Genomic DNA, 25,374 nt, shown 5'->3' with positions numbered 1-25,374 from the left:
ATTTGGCAGAACAACAACGCAGCATACAAATTGCATTGAACAATGCGGGAGAAGGACAGGCGCTGTTCGGCCCGCAGGATTCCTTTTTAAAATTGATTGAAGCGGCTGTTCCCGCAAAAATGGATTCCCGTGAGGCGGAAATCAATATTTTTGGCAACGCACATGAGGTGGAAGTGCTCGAACAATTATTCGATGTACTGCTTCAGTTAATTCGTAATGGATATATCCTGACCGAAAGAGACGTCCATTATGCGATTGAGTTGGCAAAAGATTTACGCGCCGATCAATTGCTTGATCTGTTCAAGGGAGAAATCACGACCACCTTCCGGGGTAAGCCGATCCGTGTCAAAACAATTGGACAAAAGCACTATGTAACCACGATAAAAAAACGCGATATCGTATTTGGAATTGGCCCGGCGGGTACGGGTAAAACGTATTTAGCAGTAGTGCTAGCCGTAGCTGCCCTGAAGGAAGGTTCGGTCAAGCGTATTGTATTAACCCGTCCTGCGGTGGAAGCAGGCGAGAATCTGGGCTTTTTGCCAGGGGATTTGCAGGAAAAGGTTGATCCTTATCTGCGCCCGTTGTATGATGCGTTGTACGATGTTATGGGACCGGAGCAGACAGCAAAGGCACTGGAGCGCGGGCTGATTGAAATCGCGCCGCTGGCCTATATGCGGGGACGGACGCTGGATGATTCGTTCATTATTTTGGATGAAGCGCAAAACACCACGCCGGAGCAAATGAAAATGTTTTTGACCCGACTGGGCTTTGGCTCCAAAATGGTCATCACCGGTGATGTTACGCAAATTGATTTGCCTCGTGGCAAAAAATCCGGTCTGATTGAAGCGAATGCGATTTTACAGGGAATTGAGGAAATAGGCTTTGTACATTTTGCCCAAGAGGATGTTGTCCGTCATTCCCTAGTTCAGAAAATCATCGTGGCTTACGACCAGGTTGCCGAAAATCAGGGATAAGCCTTCATATCACGGATGTGAAGCTATAAGAAGTGAGGATTTTGCAAAATCCTGAAGTATGAAAATAAGCAGCGTAGCTGTCTTGAAAAAGATGATGGAGAGGGATTGTTTCAGATGACCTCGAAGGAATTGTCTAAGGGCAAAACGTTCCAGCATAGAATGAGTGGATGGAAGTATAGCGTGGCAACACGCTATCTTCTGTTTTTATTTTTAGTGGTTCTTTTTTACGTCGGTTTAGCCTCAAAGCTGCTTCCCGAGCGCTATGACATTCGGGTAAACCAGCCAAGTGAAAAGGAAATTGTTGCTCCGATGCAACTTCCCAACAGCAAAGCGACTTTAAAGGCTCAGGAAGAGTCTGCCGAACGGGTACAGCCAATGTATACGATTGTACCGATTCGCAACGATAACCTGATTACTGGTATTTTGGACCGAATTGAACGGCTTAATCAGGATGACCAGGTTTCCAGATCCGATAAAATTTCCATTTACAAGGACGAGATTCCTCAGCGTGCGCGGGAATTTGTGCAAAATTTTGTGAACAATAGCCGTAATGCCGATGCCTACCCGGAAAAGCTATTGGACGAAGTGCTGCAAAAAACAAAAGAGCAGACATATCGGATTCCAGAGGAAACCTTCATCAAAATTCCGCGTCTCACCTCTGAGGATATTGCCGAGATGCGACCGGTAGCCCGTGAAATCGTGACCGGATTGATGAACGATCAGATTACAGATGCACAAACAGCTCGGGCCAAGGTGGCCGAGCGGGTCAGTACGAGTACGCTTACCAAGCGTACCTCTCGTGAAGTCGTTCAGGAGCTTGCAAGGCTTGTGATTACGGCCAACAAGTTTTATGATGATACAGCTACGAAGGACGCTAGGGTACAGGCCCGTGAAGATACACCGACAGTCTACATCAAACAGGGTGAAGTACTCGTCAAGAAAGGCGAGATTATTACCCAGGAAATCTACACTTTACTGGATGAAAACGAACTGCTAAAGGACAAGATCAACTATTGGCCGCAATTTGGTCTGTTGATGTTGTCTGCAATGCTGGCCTTGGGCCTGTTTATGTATATTCGCCAGTTCCAATCACGAACACGCCGTTTTAAGTATAACAATGCGCAGTTGCTCATGCTGGTGTTGATTTTTGTGATCACGGTAGGCGCAATGATGTTAACCGCCATATTGCAGGACAGTGAACGGTCTTATCTCGGCTATCTGGCGCCTATCGCGCTTGGAGCCATGCTTGTAACGTTGTTACTCGATATGTCGCTGGCCTTCGTTTGTGCCATTATATTCAGTATATTGGCAAGTGTCATTTTGAATGTCAGACAAGGACAAATTTTTGATTTTAACTTCGGATTTTTTGCCCTTGTGGTTTGTCTTGCTTCGATTTTCTCGACGCATCGAGCCAGTCAGCGTTCAACGCTGTTCAAGGGGGCCATTATGGTATGCTTGTTCGGTGCCGTGTCGGTCTTCACTCTGGCGCTGATCGACCAAAGCAACTGGACTCAAACGACGACGCTCTATGCGGTAGCTTTTGCTTTTGCGGGCGGTTTGATTACAGCCGTACTTGTTATTGGGCTAATGCCATTTTTTGAGTCTACCTTTGGCATTTTGTCAGCGCTGAAGCTGGTTGAGCTGTCTAACCCGAATCATCCGCTTCTGCGTAAGCTGCTTACAGAGACACCGGGTACGTATCACCACAGCGTAATGGTAGGTAATCTGTCAGAGGCAGCAGCGGAGGCTATAGGTGCTAACGGCTTGTTGTGCCGTGTCGGTTCGTATTATCATGACATCGGTAAAACAAAACGGCCTTCGTACTTCATTGAAAATCAGAATGGTATGGATAATCCTCATGATACGATAGAGCCGAAGCTGAGTAAGTCCATCATTATTGCCCATGCCCGTGATGGTGTGGAAATGCAATTGGATTACAAGCTGCCCAAGCCGATTCGCGATATTGCCGAGCAGCATCATGGAACCACGTTTCTGCACTACTTTTATCATAAGGCGTTGCGTGAGGCGGAAGAACGGGGCGTAGAGCCGGACTTTACTGAGGATGATTTTCGCTATCCTGGGCCAAAAGCCCAGTCCAAGGAGGCTGCTGTAGTCGGGATTGCTGATAGCGTGGAAGCAGCCGTCCGTTCCCTGCGGAAACCAACAGTGGATCAGGTGGAGTCGATGATTGAAAAGATTATTAAAAGTCGTCTTGATGATCACCAGTTTAACGATTGCGAGCTAACGATGCGGGAGCTTGATATTGTGGCTCAAACTCTTAAAGAAACCGTGATGGGAACTTTCCACTCCCGTATTGAGTATCCCGAAGAAAGACCAAAGCCTGAGAGCGGGAAAGCATAATATAATAGGCTTGTGCATGAAATGTGGCGGAGCATTAGAATTAAAAGGAGCGGTTGGCATGAGCCTTCAATTAGCTTGGAATAATGAACAAAACGATATGGTAATCCATGAATCCTTGATTGGTTTGCTGAACACTCTATTGGAGGAAGCGGGCAAGGTGGAAGGAGTGACGGAAGGTGAGGTGGCCCTCACCTTCGTTAATGATGAGCAAATTCATGAATTAAACAGGGAGTATCGTGGGATTGACCGCCCAACCGATGTGCTGTCATTTGCCATGAAGGAAACATTGGATGAAGAGCTTGAAATCATCTATGAGCCGGATGACGGAGGACCGCTGGATGATGTGCCGGATGTGCTGGGTGATATTATTATTTCCGTGCAGACAGCTCAGGCCCAAAGTGAGGAGTACGGTCATTCCATTGAGCGTGAAATCGGCTTTTTGTTTGTTCATGGCTTCTTGCATTTATTGGGCTATGATCATCAGGATGAGGCCAGTGAAGCTGAAATGATGGGCAAGCAAGAAGCAGTACTGGCTCAAGTGGGGTTGACACGGTAATGAGACGTCAGCCTTGGAGAATGACTTTTCGTTATGCTGCAGAAGGTGTGATGTATGCTCTGCGCACACAAATAAATATGCGGATACATGTGGTCATGGCGTTTCTCGTCATCGCAGCAGGCTTAAGCCTGCGCATCTCCCGGCTCGACTGGTTATTCGTCTCTATGGCGATTGCCATGGTAATCGTAGCCGAACTGATCAATACCGCTGTTGAAGCGGCGATAGATTTAATCTCGCCTGATATCCATCCGCTGGCCAAAGCGGCTAAAGACACCGCCGCCGGAGCTGTGCTCCTGGCAGCGGTTTTTGCTGTAATTATTGGTATATTTGTGTTTTACAGGCCGTTGTTGACCTTGATTAGTCAGCTTTTTTAATGGAAAAACACATTTTTGTAATCGAGGAGTTTGTAAAAATCCAATAAGTGACTTCTAATGAACAATATATATATCGAAATGATCTAGTTCGTCTATATATTGCACTGTGGAGCGACGGAATCGAATTTTGCAAAATCCTGAATTATATACTGTAGAAAAGACCTAACCCAAAAACCAAAAAAATAGGCGCTTAATAGTGCTGGAGGAAACGAAATGGCTAAGAAACACTTTAAATCAGGCTTTGTTGCGATTGTTGGCAGACCCAATGTAGGGAAATCAACTCTGATGAACCATGTCATCGGCCAGAAAATCGCTATCATGTCGGACAAGCCCCAAACCACACGTAACAAAATACATGGGGTATTCACTACAGAGGACACGCAAATTGTATTTTTGGACACACCGGGCATTCATAAGCGCCAGTCTAAACTGGGCGACTACATGAATCAAACGGCCTTTAATACGTTGGGCGAAGTTGAGGCTGTACTTTTTCTTATTGATGCCTCTGAAGGATTAGGCGGAGGCGACCGTTTTATTGCCGAACAGCTAAAAAAGGTAAAAACGCCAGTCATTCTGGTTTTGAATAAAATTGACCGTATTGAGCCCGAAGCGCTACTACCCCTGATTGAGCAATACCGCAAGCTGTACGACTTTGCGGAAATTGTGCCGATCTCGGCTAAAATGGGCAACAATGTGAACCGTCTGCTGGAGCAGGTACAGAAATATTTGCCTGAAGGTCCACAATATTACCCGGATGACCAAATTACCGACCATCCAGAGCAGTTCGTCATCGCCGAACTGGTACGGGAAAAGATTTTGCATATGACTCGTGAGGAAGTACCGCATTCGATTGCAGTCATGATTGAAGACATGAAGGTACAGGACAACGGCGTAGTGCATATTATGGCAGTCATTTTTGTAGAGCGGGATTCCCAGAAGGGAATTATTATCGGTAAGCAGGGAGCTATGCTCAAGGAAGTGGGCAAACAGGCACGCATAGATATCCAAAACCTGTTGGGCTCCAAAATTTTCCTGGAACTGTGGGTAAAGGTCAAAAAAGACTGGCGTAACCAGGATCGTGTCCTGCGTGACCTCGGATTCCATCGCGACGCTTAAAAAACATGTTATATTCACACTTTAGTTCCCTAAGGGATCTTAAAATTGAGTTTTAAATTAGTTGAACCAAAGATGTTAAGTCTTTTAGGCACCATAAAAAAAGCCGTCCGACTACCCATTCACTAACACAGGCATAAGTAAAGTGTCTTTGGTAATTTAAGCGCCGCGCCTTTGCGGCGCTTAACTCTTGCACTTCCCATACCCTCATTTCCTGCACTGAAAAAAGGAATGCTTTTAAAAAAAGCCGTGTAACTGTATGCAAGCTTTAGCGGAGCAAGGATTTGAATCTGAAGAGCGCCATCGTTCGAAAGATCAAATCCTTCGCGGAGCGTCTCAGCCTCGTATACAGCACTCTTTTTTAACTCAATCCATTTATTTCATCGCATACTTCACCTTTCTTCGCATCATTCTAATTTTGAGATGCAAACGTCATTTCCGAAGAAAGGATGAATACGATTGCGAGATTTTTCGTGGAAGTATTTTGCGATGACTGGGGATGTCGGTGCGTATCTGTTATACAGGGAGAGCGCCGTGACAAGGGAGCAAGACACGGATGAAGGAGAGTCGGACGAGCATGAAGAAGCAAGTGAATAGCGCGAGTCACTGGCTTCTTCGTGAATGTTTGGGGGAAGAGGCATGCTTTACAGGGTGGAAGGAATCGTCATCCGCAGCATGGATTACGGTGAGGGGAACAAAATTATTACGCTTTGCACCGAAAGCGGCGGTAAGACAGGCGTGCTGGTCAGAGGAGCCAAGAAGCCCAAAAGCCGTCATGCTGCATTGACGCAGCCGTTTACGTATGGTGAATTTGTGTTTTTTCGAAATACCGGCTTAGGCACGTTAAATGCCGGTGAAATTATTCAATCTCATCATATACTGCGCGAGGATATTACCAAGGCCGCTTACGCCTCATATGCCTGTGAATTGCTCGACCGGGTACTACATGATGAAGAAACGGGCACCTTCTGGTTTAAGCAGCTTAAAGCATGTCTGGAAGCGTTGGAGAGCGGCAAAGATCCGCTGATCGTCATGAGCATTTATGAATTTAAAATATTGCAGGCGGCCGGATATGCTCCCCAGCTTGATGCGTGTATTTCCAGCGGACAACAGTGTGCTGATGAGGATATGTTTATCAGTCCAAGGCTGGGCGGAGTTTTGTGTCGAGGCTATAAGCACTTTGATCCGGCTGCATTGAGTGTCACACCGCGTACGTTGAAGCTGTTACGTTTGTTTGCTAGAATGGATTTAAACCGGCTCGGCAACATTGATGTGAAGGACTCGACCAAGCTGGAAATCAAACATGTCATGCGACAGTTCATGGATATGCAACTGGAGGTCAAGATGAAATCCCGTCATTTTCTGGACCAGCTCGACAAGTATGATATGTGAAACCTCTTGCTCCCTTGACTGTGCTGCTAAAAACGTGTAATATCCTACTATATATCTCCTTCGGGAGCAGAGGCATTGAACGAGAAAGTAACGGAGTTTATTCTCTAGAGTAAGCGAGTCGGGGATGGTGTAAGCCCGGCGGGAAATCTTCGTGAACAAGGCACTCGGGAGCATCTGAATGGACACGGAAAAGAGGATTACGGTCTGGCTGGTGATGAAGGACTGCAATCAAGTAGGGTGGAACCGCGGGAGTCAGCTCTCGTCCCTACGTCTGTACAGGCGTAGGGGCGGGGGTTTTTTGCTGTCTCTGGCGAGGCTTGTTGGAAGCTGGCGGCCCTGTACATAGAAGATTTCGAAGAAGGATCACCACCATTTGAGGAAATTTGGAAGGGAAGTGTGTACCATGAATTTTCAGCAGATGATTTTGACACTGCAACAATTTTGGGCTGAGCACAACTGTATTATTGTACAGCCGTATGACACGGAAAAAGGGGCAGGTACAATGAACCCGATGACGTATTTGCGTTCAATTGGGCCTGAGCCGTGGAACGTAGCTTATGTCGAGCCGTCCCGCCGCCCCGCAGATGGACGTTATGGAGAGAACCCAAATCGTCTGTATCAGCATCACCAGTTTCAGGTTGTTTTGAAGCCATCGCCTGATAACATTCAGGAACTGTATCTGGAGAGCTTGAGCCGCCTTGGTATTAATCCTCTGGAGCATGATATTCGCTTCGTTGAAGACAACTGGGAAGCGCCAACGCTGGGAGCATGGGGACTAGGTTGGGAAGTATGGCTGGATGGTATGGAAATTACCCAATTCACGTATTTTCAGCAAGTGGGCGGTATTGATGCAAGTCCGGTTGCGGTTGAAATTACGTATGGTATGGAGCGTCTTGCTTCCTATATTCAGGACAAGGAGAATGTGTTCGATCTGGAGTGGGTGAATGGCATCACGTATGGCGATGTTTTCCACCAGCCTGAATTTGAGCATTCCAAATATACGTTTGAAGTATCTGACGTCAAAATGCTTTTCACCCTTTTTAATATGTATGAAGAAGAAGCGAATAAAGCCATGGCACAGCACCTTGTATTTCCAGCTTACGATTATGTGTTGAAATGCTCTCATGCGTTCAACTTGCTGGATGCTCGTGGTGCCATCAGTGTAACGGAACGGACCGGATTTATTATGCGTGTGCGGAATTTGGCCCGTCAGGTGGCTGCAACTTATCTGGAGGAACGCGAGAAGCTCGGCTTCCCGCTGTTGAAGAAAGGAGGTGCGGCACATGTCTAAGGATTTGCTGTTTGAAATCGGTTTGGAAGAAGTGCCCGCCCGTTTTATCCCTGCTGCGATTCAGCAGTTAAAGGAGCGTATGACTGCTTGGCTGGACAGCTCACGTATTGCTCATGGTGATGTAGAAGCTTATGCAACCCCTCGTCGTCTGGCGGTGCTGGTTAAGGAGGTAGCCGAAAAGCAGGAGGATATTAACGAAGAAGTCAAAGGGCCTTCCCGCAAAATCGCACTTGACGAAGCTGGCAATTGGAGCAAGGCTGCTCTCGGCTTTGCCCGCAGCCAGGGTGTTGATCCTGAACAGTTTACATTCAAGGAGCTCGGAGGCGTGGAGTATATTTACGCGACCAAGAGCAGTATAGGTGTACCGACAGCGGAAGTGCTGTCCGAGGGCTTATTGCACATTTTGCATGCCATGACTTTCCCTAAATTTATGCGTTGGGCCAGCTATGACTTTAAGTTTGTTCGTCCAATCCGCTGGTTGATCGCCTTGTTCGGCAAAGATATTGTTAACCTGGAAATTGCCGGGGTTCGATCCGGAAATGTGTCAAGAGGACATCGTTTTCTCGGGCAGGATACTGTTGTGGAAAGTCCGGCAGACTACGTTGAGGCGCTTCGTAAACAGCACGTCATTGTGGATATCGCGGAACGCCAGTCCATTATCGTGAAGCAGATTGAAGCATTAGCAGCCGAAAAAGACTGGACGATCGCGGTTAAGGATGATCTGCTGGAAGAAGTGTTGTATCTGGTCGAAACGCCGACGGTACTGTTTGGAGGTTTTGATCCATCGTTCCTCAACATTCCGAAGGATGTGCTGATTACTTCCATGCGTGAGCATCAACGCTATTTCCCGGTGCTGGATCACGCGGGAGAGCTGCTGCCATACTTTGTTACAGTACGTAACGGTGGAAGCCAATCGCTGGATGTCATTGCCAAGGGGAACGAAAAAGTATTGCGTGCACGGCTATCTGATGCCAAATTCTTTTATGAAGAAGATCAGAGACTGGAAATCAAGGATGCGCTCTCCAAGCTGGAAAGTATCGTTTTCCACGAGGAATTGGGATCGGTTGGAGACAAGGTACGTCGGATTCGTCGCATTGCCGATGCTTTAGCTGAGAAGCTGCGGGTTTCCCCGGATACACTGGAGTCGGTTAGTCGGGCAGCAGATATTTGTAAGTTTGATCTGGTAACGCAAATGGTATATGAATTCCCGGAACTGCAAGGGGTTATGGGTGAGGATTATGCTCGTAAGGCTGGAGAGAAGGAAGAAGTGGCGAGAGCGGTATTTGAGCATTATCAGCCGCGTTTTGCCGGAGAAACGGTTCCTTCCACGAACGCTGGAGCTATTGTGAGTATCGCTGACAAAATAGACACGATCACCGGTTGCTTCTCCATCGGTATTATTCCGACAGGTTCGCAGGATCCTTATGCGCTTCGTCGCCAGGCCGCAGGTATTGTGCAGATTTTACTGGATCGTAATCTTTCGGCGACTTTGTCTGATGTGTTCAATATTGCGCTTGACGTACACGACAACCTTGGAAATATGAAACGTTCTGCCGATGAAATTCGTAAAGAGTTACATGAATTCTTCGGTTTGCGGGTGAAAAAATTGTTGTCTGAGACGCTTCGCTATGACGTCGTAGAAGCTGTGCTTGCTGCCGGATTTGATGATGTTGCTTCTGTCGTTAATCGTGGAGCTGCTCTGATGAATGCAGTACAAACGGGAGATGCCTTTAAAGCAACGGTAGAGTCGTTTAACCGTGTAGGCAATTTGGCTGCAAAAGCTGTTCATGCATCAGTTAATACGGGTGAATTTACGGAACAGGGTGAAAAAGAGCTCTATGAAGCATGGTACGGCGTTTATGAATCTTATCATACAGCATTGCAGGAAGGTGATGCCACGCGAGCTTTAGCAATTGCTTCGTCCATTACTCCTGCGATAACAGCGTTCTTTGATTCCGTAATGGTTATGGCTGAGGATGATGCGCTTCGTAATAACCGTCTGGCATTACTGGCCGCTATTGATACAGAACTGAAGCGTTTTGCCGATTTTTCCAAGCTCGTGGGCTAATCGCAGCTGTAATAGTATGAACAACTTGAAAAAATGGGTATAAATATACGGAACGGTGCAAGAGCAATCTTGCAGCCGTTCCGTATTTTACTCGAATCCGGATGAGAATGGGGGATGCTTGTGGGAATATCCGGAGGTTTATCGGATGTGCGAATCGTTGTCGATGGAGACGCTTGTCCTGTCAAAAGCGAAATTGCGGATACAGCTTCCCGTTTTCAAGTTCAGGTTATTATGGTGTCTTCGTATGATCATCTTATCCAGGGCAGCGGAGAGGTGACCGTCGTAAAAGTGGACCGGAGCGACCAAAGCGCTGATCTCTATATTGCTAATCATATCCGTCAGGGAGACATTGTAACCACTAACGATTACGGTCTTGCTGCACTGGCATTGGCTAAAGGCTGTGAGGTAATGTCTTTTCGCGGAGTAATGTATCGAAACGATTCGATTGATTTTATGCTCGACCGCCGTCATACTTCTGCCAAGGAAAGGAAAAAAGGGCGTTACGGAAAAGGTCCTAAACCGTTTACATCAGAGGATCGTGAAGTTTTTCAACATAAACTGACAAAACTTTTACTCTTCTTGCAGGAGAATGAATAACGGTATCGAATTATATTTACGTGCTAAAGAGATGAAGGTGGTTAACATGAGTGCTGGACAAGGCAACATACCGGACGATATCATTGAGTCGGTTTTACAGCATCATGATATCGTAGATACGGTAAGCAAGTATGTGCATTTGACCAAGCAGGGGAAGTACATGAAAGGCCTCTGTCCTTTTCATTCCGAAAAAACCCCTTCATTCACCGTGACACCGGATCGTCAGATTTTTTACTGCTACGGCTGCGGCGCGGGAGGCAATGCCATCAAATTTATGATGGAAATCGAAGGACTATCCTTTCCCGAAGCTGTCAGAACAATGGCGGAAGAAAGTCATATCCCTCTCGGCGAATGGCAGGGACGTGAGTCAACGCACCAGCATCCTGAGTTGGACAGGTTGTTGCAAGCGTACGAGCTAACATCTAAGATGTACCATTTTCTCCTTAAAAATACGGAGCATGGAAAACCGGCAATGGAGTATCTGCGATCACGGGGATTTACTGACAAGATCATTGATCAATTTCAGATTGGCTATGCCCCCAACCGATGGGATACGATCGTCCAGTTTCTGGAGAAGCGTTCTTTCGATCCTCTTGAGATGGAAAAGGGCGGGCTTATCTCTCCCCGACATGAGGGTGATGGGTATGTGGATCGGTTCAGGGATCGCATTATGTTTCCTATTTGGAACCGAAATGGCAAAGTAATTGCCTTTGCGGGCCGTATACTGGGTGAAGGACAGCCCAAGTATTTGAATTCACCGGAAACCAAGCTGTTCAATAAGAGCCGGACCTTGTATAATCTGCATCATGCCAAAAATTCGATTCGCAAGCTTCGCCAAAGTGTTCTTTTTGAAGGATACGGCGATGTTATCTCGGCTTGGGAAGCAGGTGTGCAGAACGGGGTGGCCGCTATGGGCACAGCTTTGACGGAGCATCATGCCACGATGCTAAAAGGACTGTGCGACGAGGTCATTATTTGCTATGATGGTGACCGGGCAGGACAAGCTGCTGCGCTCAAAAATTTTCCGTTGTTGGAAAATGCGGGACTTCACGTTAAGGTAGCGCTGGTCAGCGACGGTATGGACCCGGATGATTTTATCCGGCAATACGGTGGGGAAAGGTTTCAGCGCCAAATTATCGAAAGTGCCGTTTCAACGGTGAAATTTAAGCTTATATATCTGAAAAAAAACCATATACTGCAAGAGGAAGAAGGAAGAATCGCGTACTCCCGCGAAGCATTAAATGTCATTGCACCTCTGTCATCCCCGACCGAGCGGGAAGTGTATTTGCGCGAAGTGTCAGCTGAAGTCAAGGTGGATTTTGAAACCTTAAAGCAAGAATGCAATTTACTCCGACAGTCCCTGCAAAAAAAACAGGACTTTGGGGATAATAACGAAAATCGGTGGAATAATGGTAGGCATAAAAACGGGCAGATTGCAAAACCAAATGTTATGCCAGCTTATCATGTGGCGGAACGCAGATTACTCCACTGGATGATGCAGGATGCAGAAACTGCACAATATGTGGAGAAGCATCTGGGGGATGCCTTTAATATTGAGGATCATGCAGCAATTGCTGCTTATCTATACGCCTATTATGCACAAGGTAAATTACCGGATACAAGCCGATTTATTTCTTCTCTTCAAGACGACCGTCTGGAGAAAACCGTAAGCTCGATTATGATGATGGATGCTCCAGATGTATCGCCACACGTATTGGACGATTGTATTCAGCAGGTGTGCAAATTTCCATTGCAGAAGCAATTGGATTTGAAGAGAGAAGAAATGAGAGCCGCGGAGCGTTCTGGTGATGCTTTACGCGCAGCACAAATTGTAATTGAGATTATAGCCCTAGAGAGACAATGAACACACAGAGGTCGGATGTTTCTAGGGAGGAGGGAGTCGAAAGATGGCGAATGATCAGCATACTGAACTGGAGACGGAACTGACACTGGATCAGGTTAAAGATCAATTGATTGAGTTGGGTAAAAAAAGTTCCTCTCTGAACTACAAAGATATCATGGAAAAACTATCGTCGTTTGATCAAGACCCCGAGCAAATGGATGAGTTTTATGAGCAACTGGGTGACTTGGGGATTGAGGTAGTAAATGACAACGACGAAGAAGTTACCAGATTGCGTCAAAACGACGACCCGGAGAACAATGACGGGGATGACTTTAACTACGATGACGATCTGAGCCTGCCTCCCGGTATTAAAATCAATGATCCGGTCCGGATGTACCTGAAGGAAATCGGCCGTGTACCACTCCTTTCCGCTGATGATGAGGTAGAGCTGGCAAAACGGATCAACAACGGTGATGAAGAAGCCAAACGTCGACTCGCAGAAGCGAATTTGCGTCTGGTTGTAAGTATTGCCAAGCGTTATGTTGGCCGTGGAATGCTTTTCCTGGATCTGATTCAGGAAGGTAACATGGGTCTGATTAAGGCAGTAGAAAAATTTGATTACGAAAAAGGATTTAAATTCAGTACGTATGCAACCTGGTGGATTCGTCAGGCCATTACGCGCGCTATAGCCGATCAGGCAAGAACAATCCGTATTCCTGTGCACATGGTAGAGACGATCAACAAGTTGATTCGGGTATCTCGTCAACTGTTGCAAGAGCTGGGACGGGAACCTACGCCAGAAGAAGTGGCTGCGGAGATGGAGCTGAGCGTGGAGAAAGTACGAGAAATTATGAAAATTGCCCAAGAACCGGTTTCATTGGAAACGCCAATTGGTGAAGAAGATGATTCACATTTGGGGGATTTCATTGAGGATCAGGAAGCGCTGGCGCCTGCGGATGCGGCTGCCTATGAACTTCTGAAGGAACAGCTTGAGGATGTTCTGGATACGTTGACCGAACGGGAAGAGAACGTCTTGCGTCTCCGTTTTGGTTTGGACGACGGTAGAACCAGGACCCTTGAGGAAGTGGGTAAAGTGTTCGGTGTTACACGCGAACGTATTCGTCAGATTGAGGCTAAAGCGCTGCGCAAGCTGCGCCATCCAAGCCGCAGTAAGCGACTGAAGGATTTCCTCGAATAGAAAGTGTAACATTGCGGACCTTCTGCGGCTTGAAGCGCGCAGGAGGTCTTTTTTATCCCATGGCAACCTTGGTGGAGGGGAAAAGCTTGGACCAGGAGAAAAAACGGGCAATACTGTTACATGAAATTGAGCATTGGCGGCGAAGTCGGCTGCTCCCTGAGCAATATTGCGATTTTTTGTCTAATCTCTACCGGGAGGACGAAAATCCGTCCCAGAGCCATAGCCACAGTAGCACCGGGCTACTTACATATCTTAGAAACGGGCATGGAATCGCCTGGCTTCTTGGTTTTGTCATTATTTCCTGCATTTGTTTGATCGGTTTTTATTTTACCGCTTTTCCGTTGGCAATGCAAATATTCTCGGCATGTGCAATAACCGGGATCTGCTATGGAGTGGCCGCCGTTTGGCATTCTTCAGAAAAGAGCATGAGCACCATGCTGAGTACCTTGGGCAGTGTGATTATGCTGGGTTCAGGTGTGTGGATTATTCAGCTTCACCAAGGTGAGCCTAAATTTTGGTTTCTTGTTCTTGTCGGTTTGTGTGGGCTGGTATGGTGCCTTGTGGGCTTAACCTTGCGTATCGGGTTGCTTCACTATTGTGGTTTTATCGCACTGCTTTTGGTATACGCAGTGCTTATAGGGCGATACTGGCCTACAGCTTCTTACGTGATGCTTGAGGGATTTTGGATTTTACATGTAGCATTACTTGTAGGGTTAAGCTGGTGGGTACATCGCCGCTTTTCACGTCTGGCTTCGGTTTATTTTGCTATCGGAATGACATTGGTTTTCATGCCTGAAGCAGACATGATCGTGCTGCGCCTTCAAGCGCCGGGAGAGGTTGTATTGTACGCCTTATTAAAGTTGGCTATTGTTGTATGGATTTTATTTTGGACTCGAAAAAAATGGATTACGTGGGTGACGTCATGAAGCTTTCTCAACGATTACAGTATATTATGGAACAAATTCCTGTCGGGAGCAGATTAGCGGATATTGGCTCTGACCATGGGCTTTTGCCTGTGGCTGCGGTGCGCAGTGGTCGGGTAACGCAAGCTGTGGCGGGCGAAGTCAATGATGGGCCGTTGCGAGCGGCTCAAAAGCAAGTCGTTGAAGCAGGCCTGGCTGACCGCATAACGGTTAGAAAAGGCGACGGTTTGGCCGTAATTATAGCCCATGAGGTTGATATTATTACGATAGCCGGCATGGGTGGATCCTTAATCGCTTCCATTTTGGAGCGGGGGAAAGACAAGCTGGCTTCAGTGAAGCGGCTTATTTTACAACCAAACGTAGGCGAGGATATTTTGCGTCGATGGCTGATCGAGCATCAATGGGTATTGACAGGCGAGCATATTATGGAAGAAGACGGAAAGATATACGAAGTTTTGACGGCTGTACCCGTGTCGGATAGTCCTGTGAAGCAGGGCGAACTGTACCGACCGTTAGCCCTTTCCGGTAGCTCGCTAGTATTGACGCAGAATTGGCTGGAACAGCTTGGACCGTTGCTGGTCAGAGAGCCCAATGAAGTCTTTTTCCGTAAATGGAAGCTGGAAATTCATAAGCTCCAAAATGTGCTTGCACAGTTGGCGCGGTCAGAGCAGGAATCGGCGCAGCAAAAGCAGCAACAATTACGCAAGCAAATTGAACAGCTAGAGGAGGTACTTACATGTTTGCCAAAGGACAAACGGTAATTAGCTATATGGAGCAGTTGGCTCCAAAATATTTGGCCGTTCCGGACGACAGAATCGGCCTTCAACTGGGCAGTCTGCAAAAAGAGATCAAAAACATACTGGTAGCTCTTGATGTCAATGATGAGGTTGTTGAAGAGGCGATCCGCATAAAGGCAGACCTCATTATCGCTCATCATGCTATCATATTCCGTCCACTCAAAGCATTGAATACGGATCAGCCTGCAGGCAGACTGTATGAAAAGCTCATTAAGAACGATATTGCTGTATACGTCAGTCACACAAATCTGGATACGGCGGAGGACGGAATGAACGACTGGATGGCGGAAGCTTTGGGCATTCAAAGTGAAGGTACGCTGGAAGATGTCCACACGGAGCAATTGTTCAAGCTTGTCGTTTTCGTACCGAAAACACATCATCAACGGGTGTTGGATGCTGTACTGGGTGCGGGGGCCGGACATATCGGCAATTACAGCCATTGCAGCTTTAACATTGATGGCTACGGAACTTTCGTGCCGGGTGAAGGCACACAGCCGTTTTTGGGTGAGCCGGGTAAAATGGAACGCAGCGAAGAGGTACGCATAGAGACGGTTGTGCCACAGGGAGTACGCAACAAAGTCGTTCAGGCGATGCTCAAAGCTCATCCTTATGAAGAGGTAGCCTATGACCTGTACCATATGGATTTGCAGGGCCGCACATTTGGTCTGGGACGGGTGGGTAAGCTCAAGGAAGCCCGCACGTTACGCGAGTTTGTCAATGATGTAAAAGAAGGCTTCAACGTCGAGCATGTACGTGTAGTGGGCGACTTGGAACGTACAATCAAAAAAGCAGCCGTGCTCGGGGGCTCTGGCAGTCGCTATGTAAACAAGTCAATTTTTAAAGGGGCTGACGTCTTAGTTACGGGTGATATCGACTATCACACGGCTCAGGATGCCCTTATGGCTGGCATTGCCCTCATTGACCCTGGTCATAACGCAGAGAAGATAATGAAGCCTAAAACCGCAGAATGGATGCGCAAACGGTTGGAAGAAGGCCGATACTCTACAGAAGTACATGTATCTCAGGTGAATACCGAGCCTTTTCAATTTTTGTAAAAACTTTACTTCTATGAGAAGATGAACATGTGTCATTATTTTTAGTTCATAGAGGAGAGGTTGTATGCGAACTTTAATTGCTGATCCTGCGATCCATGCCTATCCGGGAATGGTTGCAGTTGTTACTTCCCGTCATAACGGTGTGCAGAATGTAATGGCCTCTGGCTGGCATACATATATCGGATCATCACCGGGCATGTATGGCATTTCGTTGCGGAAGGAAACGTATTCGTATGGTCTGATTGAAAAAAGTGGAGGCTTCGGTGTTCAATTTTTGCCCGCCCACAGATCGGAATGGATTCAGGCTGTAGGTTCCTTTAGCGGCAGGGATATAGATAAGTTTCAGCATTTCGAGATTGCATATGAGGACGGAATTTCTGTGGATGTCCCTGTATTGCTGGATGCTTATCTTGCTTATGAGTGTAAAGTGGTAGATATTCATACCTATGGAGATCATGATTGGATTGTCGGTGAGATACAGCAAACTTACCGGGACGATGAACTCTTTCTGGATGAAGGCATACCTGAATTTAGTAAGCTTCATATTCCTTTATACGTGGGTCGCTCTACTTATTTTGTGGCAGATGATACGTTACAAAAGAAGGTACACCCGTTTTATTTGAACAAATAAAGGAAGCTTGCTAATTTACAATATTTTTAGGGTTGTGTCGAGCGTGCGTTCCCTGTATACTATGTAATGTTGTTCGGAAAGTTTAACAGACAATCGCTGGCGGTGTAAACCGCGAGAGGAAAGTCCGGGCTCCATAGGGCAGGATGCTGGATAACGTCCAGTCAGCGCGAGTTGAAGGATAGTGCCACAGAAATGGACCGCCGATGGCCGCTTGCGGCACAGGCAAGGATGGAACCGAGGTGTAAGAGACCCCGAGGAACGCTGGTGACTTCGTTCCTGGTAAACCCCATCTGGAGCAAGACCTAATGGGACACAGCTTCTTCGCGAAGCGGCCTTAGCCCGAGGCGTGTCTAGGTTGGTCGCTGGAGCCGGATAGCAATATTCGGCCTAGATAGATGATTGTCGCTTGTAGTGGGAGGGTAGTTCCCGTCTGTACCACGATAGCACAGAACCCGGCTTACGGAAAACTTTCCCCACTGCAACACATTTAAAATGTAGTGAATTTTATTTTGTAAATAACCTGTTTGCATGAAAAGCCTGTAATCCAAATGTATTTAACAAAAAAAGGTTCAAGCCATATTCCCTCAGGATATATGGCTTGAACCCTTTTTTGTATACCGTATTTATGCAGCGTGCGTGTACTTAGGTCTATCTGTTTTTTATCTACTCATTCTCTCTACCGTAAAAACGTGCGGGGATGCGGCACGAAGTCAGCGGAGCGGAGCACTTGAATATGGAGAAGCGAAGCGTTCTCGCGTGCGTGCCCTGCCAACCTTATCAGCGCACGCTTTTTTCCAATCTTTCCTCTGTATACATCTTCAATGCGCGATCCAAACGGTTAACCGCTTCAGGAAGCAGTGAAGGATCGGTATGCGTAAAGTTGATCCGTATATGGTTGCTGCCGCTCAGATCAGCATAAAATACTTGTCCTGGCACAAATGCGACGCCTTCCTGAATGGCCAGTTCCAGCAAACGATCGGAACGGAAGCCTTCGGGTAAAGTGACCCACATAAACATTCCGCCAAGTGCATCATTCCAAGTAATACCTTCCCATTGACGTTCTTTCATCAGCGTTGTGAGGCGTAGCATACGAGAGTGATATTCGCTGGATACGGTACGAATATGTCCATCCAAATCAAAAAAGTCCAAGAGCTCATTTAAAGCGCATTGATCGATACTGCTGGAGTGCAGATCAGCAGATTGTTTAGCCTTCGAGACTTTATTGACAATCGCTTGATCAGCAACCAGCCATCCAGAACGAACACCAGGAGCAACGGTCTTGGAGAACGTTGAGGTGTACATGACATGACTATCTTCACCTTGCTGCTGGTCAATGGATAAAAGGGTTGGGAAGTTAAGTTTTTCGTCAAATTTGAGACGTCCGTAAGGATCATCCTCAAAAATTAAAGTTCCGTATTTACGGCATAGCTCAACAACGCCTACTCTGCGTTCCATGCTCCATACACTCCCCGCTGGATTGGAGAAAGTTGGGATGACATACACGAATTTAGGCTGATATTCCTTGAGCTTCGCTTCTAGATCATCTAATTGCATACCGTTGGAGTCTGTATTTACACTTACAATGTTGGCACCATAGGACTTAAACACCTGAAGAGCTGCCAAATAAGTAGGGGACTCCACCAATACAGTATCCTGCGGATCGAGCAGTACACGCGAAACCAGATCGATAGTCTGCTGTGAGCCCGTCGTCATGATGATGTTATCTCTGGTGACGGAGATGCCTTGGGATGCCATCATGGATGTAAGACGTTCCCGTAAAGGAATATATCCATCGGTTAGACCGTATTGAAGCGCGGTAGTACCGTTGAGACGGAATACCCGCTCATAGGCTTTAGCAACAGCTTCGACGGGAAAAAAGACATCGGCCGGAAGACCGCCTGCCAGGGATAACACTTCTGTTCCCTGTGTCAGCTTCAAAATGTCCCTAACGATGGACGAGCCCTGAGTACGAGCCATACCCGAAAATTTGTATTCCAATCCAATCATCTCCTGTGTTCTATACTGTACTATGAAATTTATTGTATTATAACAATAATGAAGTATAACAGTAAACGTCTGAATATAACAGTTGATTGGTCTAATCGAAAGCCGAAAAAAACCTGACCCCAAGAAAAAATTTGAGTCTTAGAGGAAGGAAGGTTACATCGGCAATGATCCGGTTATCCAGATGTGCATAAAAATCAGCAAAACAAGATCCCCCACAAAAACTCAATAAACAAGCTGAACCACCAGACATCGGACAGCTTTTGAGCATAACAAAAAAGTGTCTGGATCGCCTTCATAGCGATTCTCCAGACACTTTACTCTTTTACCCTGATATGCTATTTGTGGCTACTACCCTGTTTTTCAACTAGGGACTGGTTTTTATTAGGATGCATGTTCAAACTGACTGTTGTATAGATCGGCATAGAAGCTGCCTTTAGCCAGCAATTCCTCATGGTTACCTGTTTCGATAATGTCACCGTCCTTCATGACTAGAATCAGATCGGCGTTCTTGATCGTTGAGAGGCGGTGGGCAATCACAAAGGAGGTTTTCCCTACGGTAAGCCGGTCCATCGCTTGTTGAATCAGCAATTCCGTACGCGTATCGACCGAGCTTGTGGCCTCATCTAGAATGAGCATGGGTGCATCTTCAATCATGGCTCTTGCAATGGTGATCAATTGCTTTTGACCGGCAGAGAGAGTGGCTTTGTCGTCCAGCACCGTATCATAGCCCTGCGGCAGTGTTTTAAGGAAGCTGTGTAGCCCCACCGCTCTACATGCGGCTTCTACCTGTTCATGGGTAACATGCTCTTTGGAAAAGGCGATATTCTCACGGATCGTTCCTTCAAACAGCCAGGTATCCTGCAGCACCATACAGAATAATTCATGAATATTCTCACGTGTTAATTGGCTGATCGGGGTTCCGTCAATATAGATTTCTCCGTCGTTCAGCTCATAGAACCGCATGAGTAAATTCACGAGCGTCGTCTTACCGGCGCCTGTCGGACCCACAATGGCAATTTTCTGACCGGCTTCAGCTTTCATGGAGAAGTCTTTGATAATCATACGGTCTTGGTTATAACCGAAACGGACATGTTTGAATTCGACATCCCCTTTGGCGTTGTCCAGCTTCTTGGTCTTGTCGCTCTCATCCGCCAATTCTTCTTCACCCAGAAATTCGAATACACGTTCACTGGCGGCAGCCGCCGATTGCAGATTGGTTGCGGCCTGTGCCAGCTGTGACAAGGGCTGTGTAAAGAGACGAATATACACCATGAAGGCCACAATAGTTCCGATCGTTATAGCATGTTGGTTCACCAGCAAAGCGCCCACGACACAGACTGCGACATACCCGAAATTCCCGATGAACATCATAACCGGCATCATCAGGCCTGACATGAACTGGGACTTCCATGCATTTGTATATAAGCGGCTGTTAATGCCATGGAACTCTTCCTTGGCTGCTTTTTCTCCGTTATATACCTTGACTACGTTATGACCGGCATAGGTTTCTTCGATATGACCGTTGATCTGGCCAAGTTCCGCTTGCTGTGCTACAAAATATTTCTGTGAATGCTTCATAATCACGGTCATCAGGGAAAAACCGATCAGCGTAGCTACAATCCCGGTAAAGGTCATGATCCAGTTTGTATACAGCATCATAATCAAGGCGCCTACGAAGGTTGCCAGCGCGCTGACAAGCGTGCCGAGACTGTTGTTTAACGTTTGTCCGATGGTATCGACATCGTTGGTCACACGGCTGAGCACATTACCGTAGCTCGTAGCATCAAAATACTTCAAAGGCATATGATTGATTTTTCGGGACAGCTCTGTCCGCATCTTCTTTGTAAGACGCTGTGACACGGTCGCCGTAATGAAGCCTTGGAAATAGTTAAAGATAAGACCAAAACCATACAAAAGCACCAATACAAGAACAATCTTCTGGACAGCACTCACATCAACCCCTGTTACGATTCCTTCCTGGATCAGGTTGGCAATATCGCTGAGCTTACCCGGACCAATGACGTTGAAGGCGGAACCGACCAGGGCCAGCAACATAGAGAGTATAATCATGGGCACATAGGCCTTAATGTAGGATAAAAGCTGGCTGATGGTCTTTTTAAAATCATTCGCTTTTTCACCAGCACCCATGCCCCCCGCAGGACCTCCACCCATGGGACCTCGCTGTTTCGTTTTCATATGCTGGCTGTCGACGGTGTGTTCATTCTTATCCATGTACGAGTTCCTCCTTCGAAAGCTGCGAATAAGCGATCTCCTGATAGGTGCTGCAGTTCGCCATCAGCTCATCATGTGTGCCGCTTCCTACAACCTCACCCTGTTCCAGTACGATAATTCGGTCAGCGTCTTTAATGGTGCCTATGCGCTGAGCAACAATGAGTGTGGTAGCATGGTCAGTTTCTTTTTTGAGAGCCGAGCGCAGAATCCGGTCTGTTTTGTAGTCTAGTGCTGAAAAGGAATCATCGAAGATATAAATCTCCGGCTGACGGTAGATGGCACGCGCAATGGACAGACGCTGCTTTTGACCGCCTGATACGTTCGCTCCACCTTGTGAAATCCGTCCCTGATACTGACCGTCCATTTTTTCGACAAACTCCGTGCTTTGGGCAATCCCTACGGCTGCTTTAACGAGTTTTTCCGAAGCTCCTTCTTTTCCGTTATCGCCATACGAAACGTTGGATGCCACCGTACCGTTGAAAAGCACGGCTCTCTGAGGGACATACCCGATTTTGTTATGGAGTGCCTGCTGCTTATAGTTTCTGACATTCACACCATCCACGAGCACCTCTCCCTCGGTCACATCGTAGAAACGGGGAATCAGATTGATCACGCTGGTTTTGCCGCTGCCTGTTGCGCCAATAAAGGCAACCGTCTCGCCCCGTTTCGCCGTAAAGCTAATGTTGCGAAGCACAGGCTCCTCCGCGTCTGGATATTTGAAGCTGACATTACGGAATTCAACCTGACCCATAACGCCCTCTTCTCCAGCCGTCTCATGCCCGTTCATGATGCTGGATTTGGTGTTCAATACCTCCATGATCCGTTTGGCAGAAATCGAAGCGCGAGGCAGCAAGAAGAAAATCATACTAACCATCATAAAGGCCATGACCACCTGCATCGCATAAGACGAGAACACCACCATATTGGAGAACAGTGCAATGCGGTCGGGCACGGCCGTCCCGTTAATCAGGTAAGCGCCAATCCAATAGATAGCGACACTCAGACCCGACATAATAAAGGTCATACCCGGGCCAATCATCGCCATTAACCTGTTCGCAAACAGGTTTGTATTCGTCAATTCGACGTTGGCCTGTTCGAACTTCTGCTCCTGATACTGATCTGCATTATAAGCGCGCACCACTCGAAGTCCGGTCAAATGCTCACGTGTTACCCTGTTCAGATTATCGGTGAGACGCTGGATTCGCTGGAAACTGGGGAGAGCGAAAATAACAATAACACTTAGCATCAGGATCAGAACAGCCACGGCCGCTCCTGTAGAGGCGGTCCACTGCCAGTTTTTATCCGCAATCTTCACAATAGCCCACACGGCCAAAATTGGTGCCTTGATGATCACCTGGAGTCCTAACGCAACGATCGTTTGAATCTGGGTAACATCGTTTGTGGTGCGGGTGATGAGGCTTGCCGTCGAAAAGTTGTTCATCTCTTCCATCGAAAAGGATAAGGTCTTATCAAAGACCATCGCACGCAGACGCATGGCCAGCCCTGCCGCCACCTTCGCCGCGAAATAGCCGACAATAATAGATGCAATCATACTGCCAACGGCACATAACAGCATGTAACTGCCGGGAATCAGCAGTTCCGACATAGGTGTTCCTTCCGTTTGCAGCTTGGTCGTAATTTCCGCCATATAATCAGGCAGCTTCAGATCAAGCCATACCTGCACAACAATGAAAGCCAGGCTGCAAAGCACGAGCATCCATTCATTTTTCTTGAGATATTTGAATATCTTCAGCATTCTGTTGCTCTCCTTTTATCTGAAAATCTTAGGTGTTTGGTGCAATTTACATATGAATTCAACTTTTAGAGACAATAAGCTTAATGAGTCGGATAAATTCTTTGGCATCCTGTTCGTCCAGCTTGCGAAGAATGCTCTCGGTCCAGGCGATTCCTTCATTATACTTGTCAATCATAAATTGCTTGCCTGAATCCGTAATGAATACAATCACCTTACGTTTGTCGGTGACATCGGTATGGCGTACAACCAGACCTTTCTTCTCCAGGCTCTTCAGCGCCGTTGCTACCCGTCCCGTACTGACAGACAAGTATTCGCTCAAGTGGCCCGAGGTAACCCCGCCCTTATTTAAATTCAGACAGATGAGAATCCCCATTTCACCACGTGAGTAGTGCCCTCGCTCCTCTAATGACGGTTTGTGCTTTTTGACAATATACTCGAATAGTTCTGTCGCTAATGTCTTATAATCCAATGGTCACAACACCTTCTAGCTTTTATCTTATACTATAAGATAATAATGATGCCCAGGTAAAAAGTCAATTCGAGAAAAAATGGAATAAAAGAAGCATCCATGACGGGAATATATTGAATGGGATCGATGATCTTGGAAAAAGAAGCACGTTCGGCCGATTCGCGTCGTCTACCAAGTGATTGAATGTTACAATGGAAGCCAATGGTCAAGATCCTGGAGGGACGATTACGATGCATATTGAACTCAGTCGCAATAGCAGTGTCAAATTATATGTACAAATTGCCAAAACATTGGCGGACCGTATCCAGTCCGGACTGCTGCCTCAGGGTACAAAGCTTCCTTCTGTCCGCCATTTGTCCAGTCTGCTATCCGTTAGCCCTGTAACTGTAAGCAAGGCGTATGCGGAGCTCGAATCCATACATCTTGTGGTGTGTACACAGGGAAAGGGATGCTATGTAGCCGAGCCTTCTGTGTCATTGCATCGTGAGGAGGCGCTGGATTTATCATGGCAAATGTCGCTGATTGATTATTTGCCGCGTGCACAGTTGTGGAGAAACTTTAATCATAGCCGTCAGGTTCCCTATTCATTTCATATTGCGGCAGTTCAGCCAGAGCTTCTTCCCACTCGTGAAATCATTGACGATACCCGACGTTTATCCTCCGAAGATCCCGATGCGATGGCTGTTTACGGCACCTTCGAAGGGGATGTAGAACTGAGGGAAGTATTTGCAGTTCACCTGAGCGAACGTGGAATCCGTACTGAAGCAGAGCATCTGCTTGTGACAAGTGGCGCCCAGCAGGGGATTGATCTTGTGGCGCGTACGTTCGTTGGTCCTGGTGACGTCGTCTATATGGAGGCTCCTACGTATACGGGTGCGATTGATGTATTCACCAGCCGAGGTGCCAAGGTGGTCATGATTCCGATGGATGAGCAGGGCATGCGCATGGATATCCTGACACGCCTTTGTGACATTCATCCTCCAAAGCTGATCTATACGATACCTACCTTTCATAATCCCACTGGAATAACCTTAACGACGGTCAGACGCATGCAACTTCTGGATCTGGCGCAAAGTTATCATTGTCTGATCGTCGAAGATGATCCGTTTTCTGATCTGTACTACAAAACAAAGCCGCCGCTTCCCATCAAGGCGCATGATCTGTCCGGACATGTGATTTATATTAAAAGCTTCAGTAAAACCGTTGCTCCCGGCTGTCGTATCGCTTGTGTAGTGGCTACAGGAAGTGTGCTGAACCGCCTTGTGGCAGCCAAGTCAACTACGGATCTGGGAAGCCCTTTGTTGACGCAAAAAGCATTATTACCTTTTATCAGGCATAGGCTGGATAACCATCTCGTCTCATTAAGAGATCAAATGGAGGACCGTCTGACAACTGCTTTGCACACACTCCAGCGTTTTGCCCCTGCGGAAGTCACCTGGCAAGCACCTGAGGGTGGTCTTAATATATGGATAAAACTACCGCCTGCTATTGATATCGCACAACTGGGACGATTAGCTGATCGTGAAGGCATATCCTTTTTACCAGGAGGGGTATGTTATGCAGGTGGTATGGAAAGTAATCATATTCGTATTTCCTTTTCATACACGGCCAAGGATACACTCGAAGCAGGATTGCGCAAGTTATGCCGCTTGCTGGGAGAACTGCTTGACCGCTCGGTCATCATGGAACGAAGGCCTATTTTGTAAGGATATTTGCAATAGGGGGTAATCATCCAAT

At 47.0% G+C, this 25,374-nt stretch carries 21 protein-coding genes and 1 other RNA gene; 18 read left to right on the top strand and 4 right to left on the bottom strand.

Going from position 1 to position 25,374, the window contains the following annotated elements:
- Positions 1-2: 2 nt before the first annotated feature.
- The 17 genes from NST83_RS16205 to rnpB all read left to right on the top strand — a co-directional run bounded on the left by NST83_RS16205 (position 3) and on the right by rnpB (position 17,648).
- Entirely contained in the window at positions 3-974 is a 972-nt protein-coding gene (locus tag NST83_RS16205) for a PhoH family protein (protein ID WP_014282491.1), read from the top strand.
- A 114-nt stretch (positions 975-1,088) separates the two neighbouring features.
- The gene (locus NST83_RS16200) at positions 1,089-3,335 is read left to right on the top strand and encodes an HDIG domain-containing metalloprotein (protein WP_342414915.1); all 2,247 of its coding nucleotides are present in this window, start codon (positions 1,089-1,091) and stop codon (positions 3,333-3,335) included.
- 58 nt (positions 3,336-3,393) lie between these two features.
- Entirely contained in the window at positions 3,394-3,891 is a 498-nt protein-coding gene (gene ybeY / locus NST83_RS16195; RefSeq protein WP_137063815.1) for an rRNA maturation RNase YbeY, read from the top strand.
- Positions 3,891-4,265 (top strand): diacylglycerol kinase family protein, encoded by a 375-nt coding sequence (locus tag NST83_RS16190; RefSeq protein ID WP_137063814.1) that lies wholly within the window; start codon positions 3,891-3,893, stop codon positions 4,263-4,265. Before ybeY ends, NST83_RS16190 begins: the two co-directional genes overlap by 1 nt.
- A gap of 213 nt (positions 4,266-4,478) precedes the next feature.
- A complete protein-coding gene (era, locus tag NST83_RS16185; RefSeq protein WP_137063813.1) occupies positions 4,479-5,381 on the top strand; it encodes a GTPase Era in 903 nt (300 codons plus the stop codon).
- A gap of 456 nt (positions 5,382-5,837) precedes the next feature.
- Positions 5,838-5,975 (top strand): YqzL family protein, encoded by a 138-nt coding sequence (locus tag NST83_RS16180; protein WP_137063812.1) that lies wholly within the window; start codon positions 5,838-5,840, stop codon positions 5,973-5,975.
- Positions 5,976-6,017: 42 nt separating this feature from the next.
- Positions 6,018-6,770, top strand: a complete 753-nt coding sequence (gene recO / locus NST83_RS16175; protein ID WP_342414914.1) for a DNA repair protein RecO — start codon at positions 6,018-6,020, stop codon at positions 6,768-6,770.
- A gap of 403 nt (positions 6,771-7,173) precedes the next feature.
- Positions 7,174-8,061: a glycine--tRNA ligase subunit alpha gene (glyQ, locus tag NST83_RS16170; protein WP_014282485.1), complete on the top strand. Its 888-nt coding sequence runs from the start codon at positions 7,174-7,176 to the stop codon at positions 8,059-8,061.
- On the top strand, positions 8,054-10,129 hold the full coding sequence (gene glyS / locus NST83_RS16165; RefSeq protein ID WP_342414913.1) for a glycine--tRNA ligase subunit beta: 2,076 nt from the start codon (positions 8,054-8,056) through the stop codon (positions 10,127-10,129). Before glyQ ends, glyS begins: the two co-directional genes overlap by 8 nt.
- A 114-nt stretch (positions 10,130-10,243) precedes the next feature.
- Positions 10,244-10,726, top strand: a complete 483-nt coding sequence (locus NST83_RS16160; RefSeq protein WP_342414912.1) for a YaiI/YqxD family protein — start codon at positions 10,244-10,246, stop codon at positions 10,724-10,726.
- Complete coding sequence (gene dnaG, locus NST83_RS16155; protein ID WP_170970876.1) at positions 10,719-12,590, top strand: DNA primase; 1,872 nt, start codon at positions 10,719-10,721, stop codon at positions 12,588-12,590. Before NST83_RS16160 ends, dnaG begins: the two co-directional genes overlap by 8 nt.
- A 43-nt stretch (positions 12,591-12,633) precedes the next feature.
- Positions 12,634-13,767 carry an RNA polymerase sigma factor RpoD gene (gene rpoD / locus NST83_RS16150; RefSeq protein WP_014282481.1) on the top strand — a complete coding sequence of 378 codons (1,134 nt, stop codon included), beginning with the start codon at positions 12,634-12,636 and terminating at the stop codon, positions 13,765-13,767.
- Between the two features lie 86 nt (positions 13,768-13,853).
- Positions 13,854-14,693, top strand: coding sequence for a hypothetical protein (locus tag NST83_RS16145; protein WP_342417971.1), 840 nt, complete (start codon positions 13,854-13,856; stop codon positions 14,691-14,693).
- The gene (locus tag NST83_RS16140; protein WP_342414911.1) at positions 14,690-15,451 is read left to right on the top strand and encodes a class I SAM-dependent methyltransferase; all 762 of its coding nucleotides are present in this window, start codon (positions 14,690-14,692) and stop codon (positions 15,449-15,451) included. Before NST83_RS16145 ends, NST83_RS16140 begins: the two co-directional genes overlap by 4 nt.
- Positions 15,427-16,542: a Nif3-like dinuclear metal center hexameric protein gene (locus NST83_RS16135; protein WP_137063807.1), complete on the top strand. Its 1,116-nt coding sequence runs from the start codon at positions 15,427-15,429 to the stop codon at positions 16,540-16,542. Before NST83_RS16140 ends, NST83_RS16135 begins: the two co-directional genes overlap by 25 nt.
- Before the next feature lie 64 nt (positions 16,543-16,606).
- Positions 16,607-17,173 carry a flavin reductase family protein gene (locus NST83_RS16130; protein WP_342414910.1) on the top strand — a complete coding sequence of 189 codons (567 nt, stop codon included), beginning with the start codon at positions 16,607-16,609 and terminating at the stop codon, positions 17,171-17,173.
- A 77-nt stretch (positions 17,174-17,250) separates the two neighbouring features.
- An RNA gene (rnpB, locus tag NST83_RS16125) (RNase P RNA component class A) lies at positions 17,251-17,648 on the top strand.
- Between the two features lie 302 nt (positions 17,649-17,950).
- Here the strand turns inward: rnpB and NST83_RS16120 are convergent.
- The 4 genes from NST83_RS16120 to NST83_RS16105 all read right to left on the bottom strand — a co-directional run bounded on the left by NST83_RS16120 (position 17,951) and on the right by NST83_RS16105 (position 23,637).
- Entirely contained in the window at positions 17,951-19,171 is a 1,221-nt protein-coding gene (locus NST83_RS16120; protein WP_137063805.1) for a PLP-dependent aminotransferase family protein, read from the bottom strand.
- Between the two features lie 390 nt (positions 19,172-19,561).
- Positions 19,562-21,412 carry an ABC transporter ATP-binding protein gene (locus NST83_RS16115; RefSeq protein WP_342414909.1) on the bottom strand — a complete coding sequence of 617 codons (1,851 nt, stop codon included), beginning with the start codon at positions 21,410-21,412 and terminating at the stop codon, positions 19,562-19,564.
- Positions 21,405-23,168 (bottom strand): ABC transporter ATP-binding protein, encoded by a 1,764-nt coding sequence (locus tag NST83_RS16110; RefSeq protein WP_342414908.1) that lies wholly within the window; start codon positions 23,166-23,168, stop codon positions 21,405-21,407. The genes NST83_RS16115 and NST83_RS16110 overlap by 8 nt, the downstream gene beginning before the upstream one ends.
- 58 nt (positions 23,169-23,226) lie before the next feature.
- The gene (locus NST83_RS16105) at positions 23,227-23,637 is read right to left on the bottom strand and encodes a MarR family winged helix-turn-helix transcriptional regulator (protein WP_342414907.1); all 411 of its coding nucleotides are present in this window, start codon (positions 23,635-23,637) and stop codon (positions 23,227-23,229) included.
- Positions 23,638-23,867: 230 nt separating this feature from the next.
- Between NST83_RS16105 and NST83_RS16100 the strand changes: the two genes are divergently transcribed.
- The gene (locus tag NST83_RS16100; protein ID WP_342414906.1) at positions 23,868-25,343 is read left to right on the top strand and encodes a PLP-dependent aminotransferase family protein; all 1,476 of its coding nucleotides are present in this window, start codon (positions 23,868-23,870) and stop codon (positions 25,341-25,343) included.
- Positions 25,344-25,374: the final 31 nt, after the last annotated feature.

This window comes from Paenibacillus sp. FSL R10-2782, from assembly GCF_038592985.1.
In the GTDB taxonomy this organism is placed as follows: Bacteria; Bacillota; Bacilli; order Paenibacillales; family Paenibacillaceae; genus Paenibacillus; species Paenibacillus terrae_C.
This window is presented reverse-complemented; position numbering and strand designations above follow the sequence as displayed.

What these genes read in the sequence shown, in the direction of transcription:
- NST83_RS16200 (WP_342414915.1), top strand. Translation starts at nt 1,089, where the DNA reads ATGACCTCGAAGGAATTGTCTAAGGGCAAAACGTTCCAGCATAGAATG.
- ybeY (WP_137063815.1), top strand. Translation starts at nt 3,394, where the DNA reads ATGAGCCTTCAATTAGCTTGGAATAATGAACAAAACGATATGGTAATC.
- NST83_RS16190 (WP_137063814.1), top strand. Translation starts at nt 3,891, where the DNA reads ATGAGACGTCAGCCTTGGAGAATGACTTTTCGTTATGCTGCAGAAGGT.
- era (WP_137063813.1), top strand. Translation starts at nt 4,479, where the DNA reads ATGGCTAAGAAACACTTTAAATCAGGCTTTGTTGCGATTGTTGGCAGA.
- recO (WP_342414914.1), top strand. Translation starts at nt 6,018, where the DNA reads ATGCTTTACAGGGTGGAAGGAATCGTCATCCGCAGCATGGATTACGGT.
- glyQ (WP_014282485.1), top strand. Translation starts at nt 7,174, where the DNA reads ATGAATTTTCAGCAGATGATTTTGACACTGCAACAATTTTGGGCTGAG.
- glyS (WP_342414913.1), top strand. Translation starts at nt 8,054, where the DNA reads ATGTCTAAGGATTTGCTGTTTGAAATCGGTTTGGAAGAAGTGCCCGCC.
- NST83_RS16160 (WP_342414912.1), top strand. Translation starts at nt 10,244, where the DNA reads ATGCTTGTGGGAATATCCGGAGGTTTATCGGATGTGCGAATCGTTGTC.
- dnaG (WP_170970876.1), top strand. Translation starts at nt 10,719, where the DNA reads ATGAATAACGGTATCGAATTATATTTACGTGCTAAAGAGATGAAGGTG.
- rpoD (WP_014282481.1), top strand. Translation starts at nt 12,634, where the DNA reads ATGGCGAATGATCAGCATACTGAACTGGAGACGGAACTGACACTGGAT.
- NST83_RS16140 (WP_342414911.1), top strand. Translation starts at nt 14,690, where the DNA reads ATGAAGCTTTCTCAACGATTACAGTATATTATGGAACAAATTCCTGTC.
- NST83_RS16135 (WP_137063807.1), top strand. Translation starts at nt 15,427, where the DNA reads ATGTTTGCCAAAGGACAAACGGTAATTAGCTATATGGAGCAGTTGGCT.
- NST83_RS16130 (WP_342414910.1), top strand. Translation starts at nt 16,607, where the DNA reads ATGCGAACTTTAATTGCTGATCCTGCGATCCATGCCTATCCGGGAATG.
- NST83_RS16115 (WP_342414909.1), bottom strand. Translation starts at nt 21,412, where the DNA reads ATGGATAAGAATGAACACACCGTCGACAGCCAGCATATGAAAACGAAA.
- NST83_RS16110 (WP_342414908.1), bottom strand. Translation starts at nt 23,168, where the DNA reads ATGCTGAAGATATTCAAATATCTCAAGAAAAATGAATGGATGCTCGTG.
- NST83_RS16100 (WP_342414906.1), top strand. Translation starts at nt 23,868, where the DNA reads ATGCATATTGAACTCAGTCGCAATAGCAGTGTCAAATTATATGTACAA.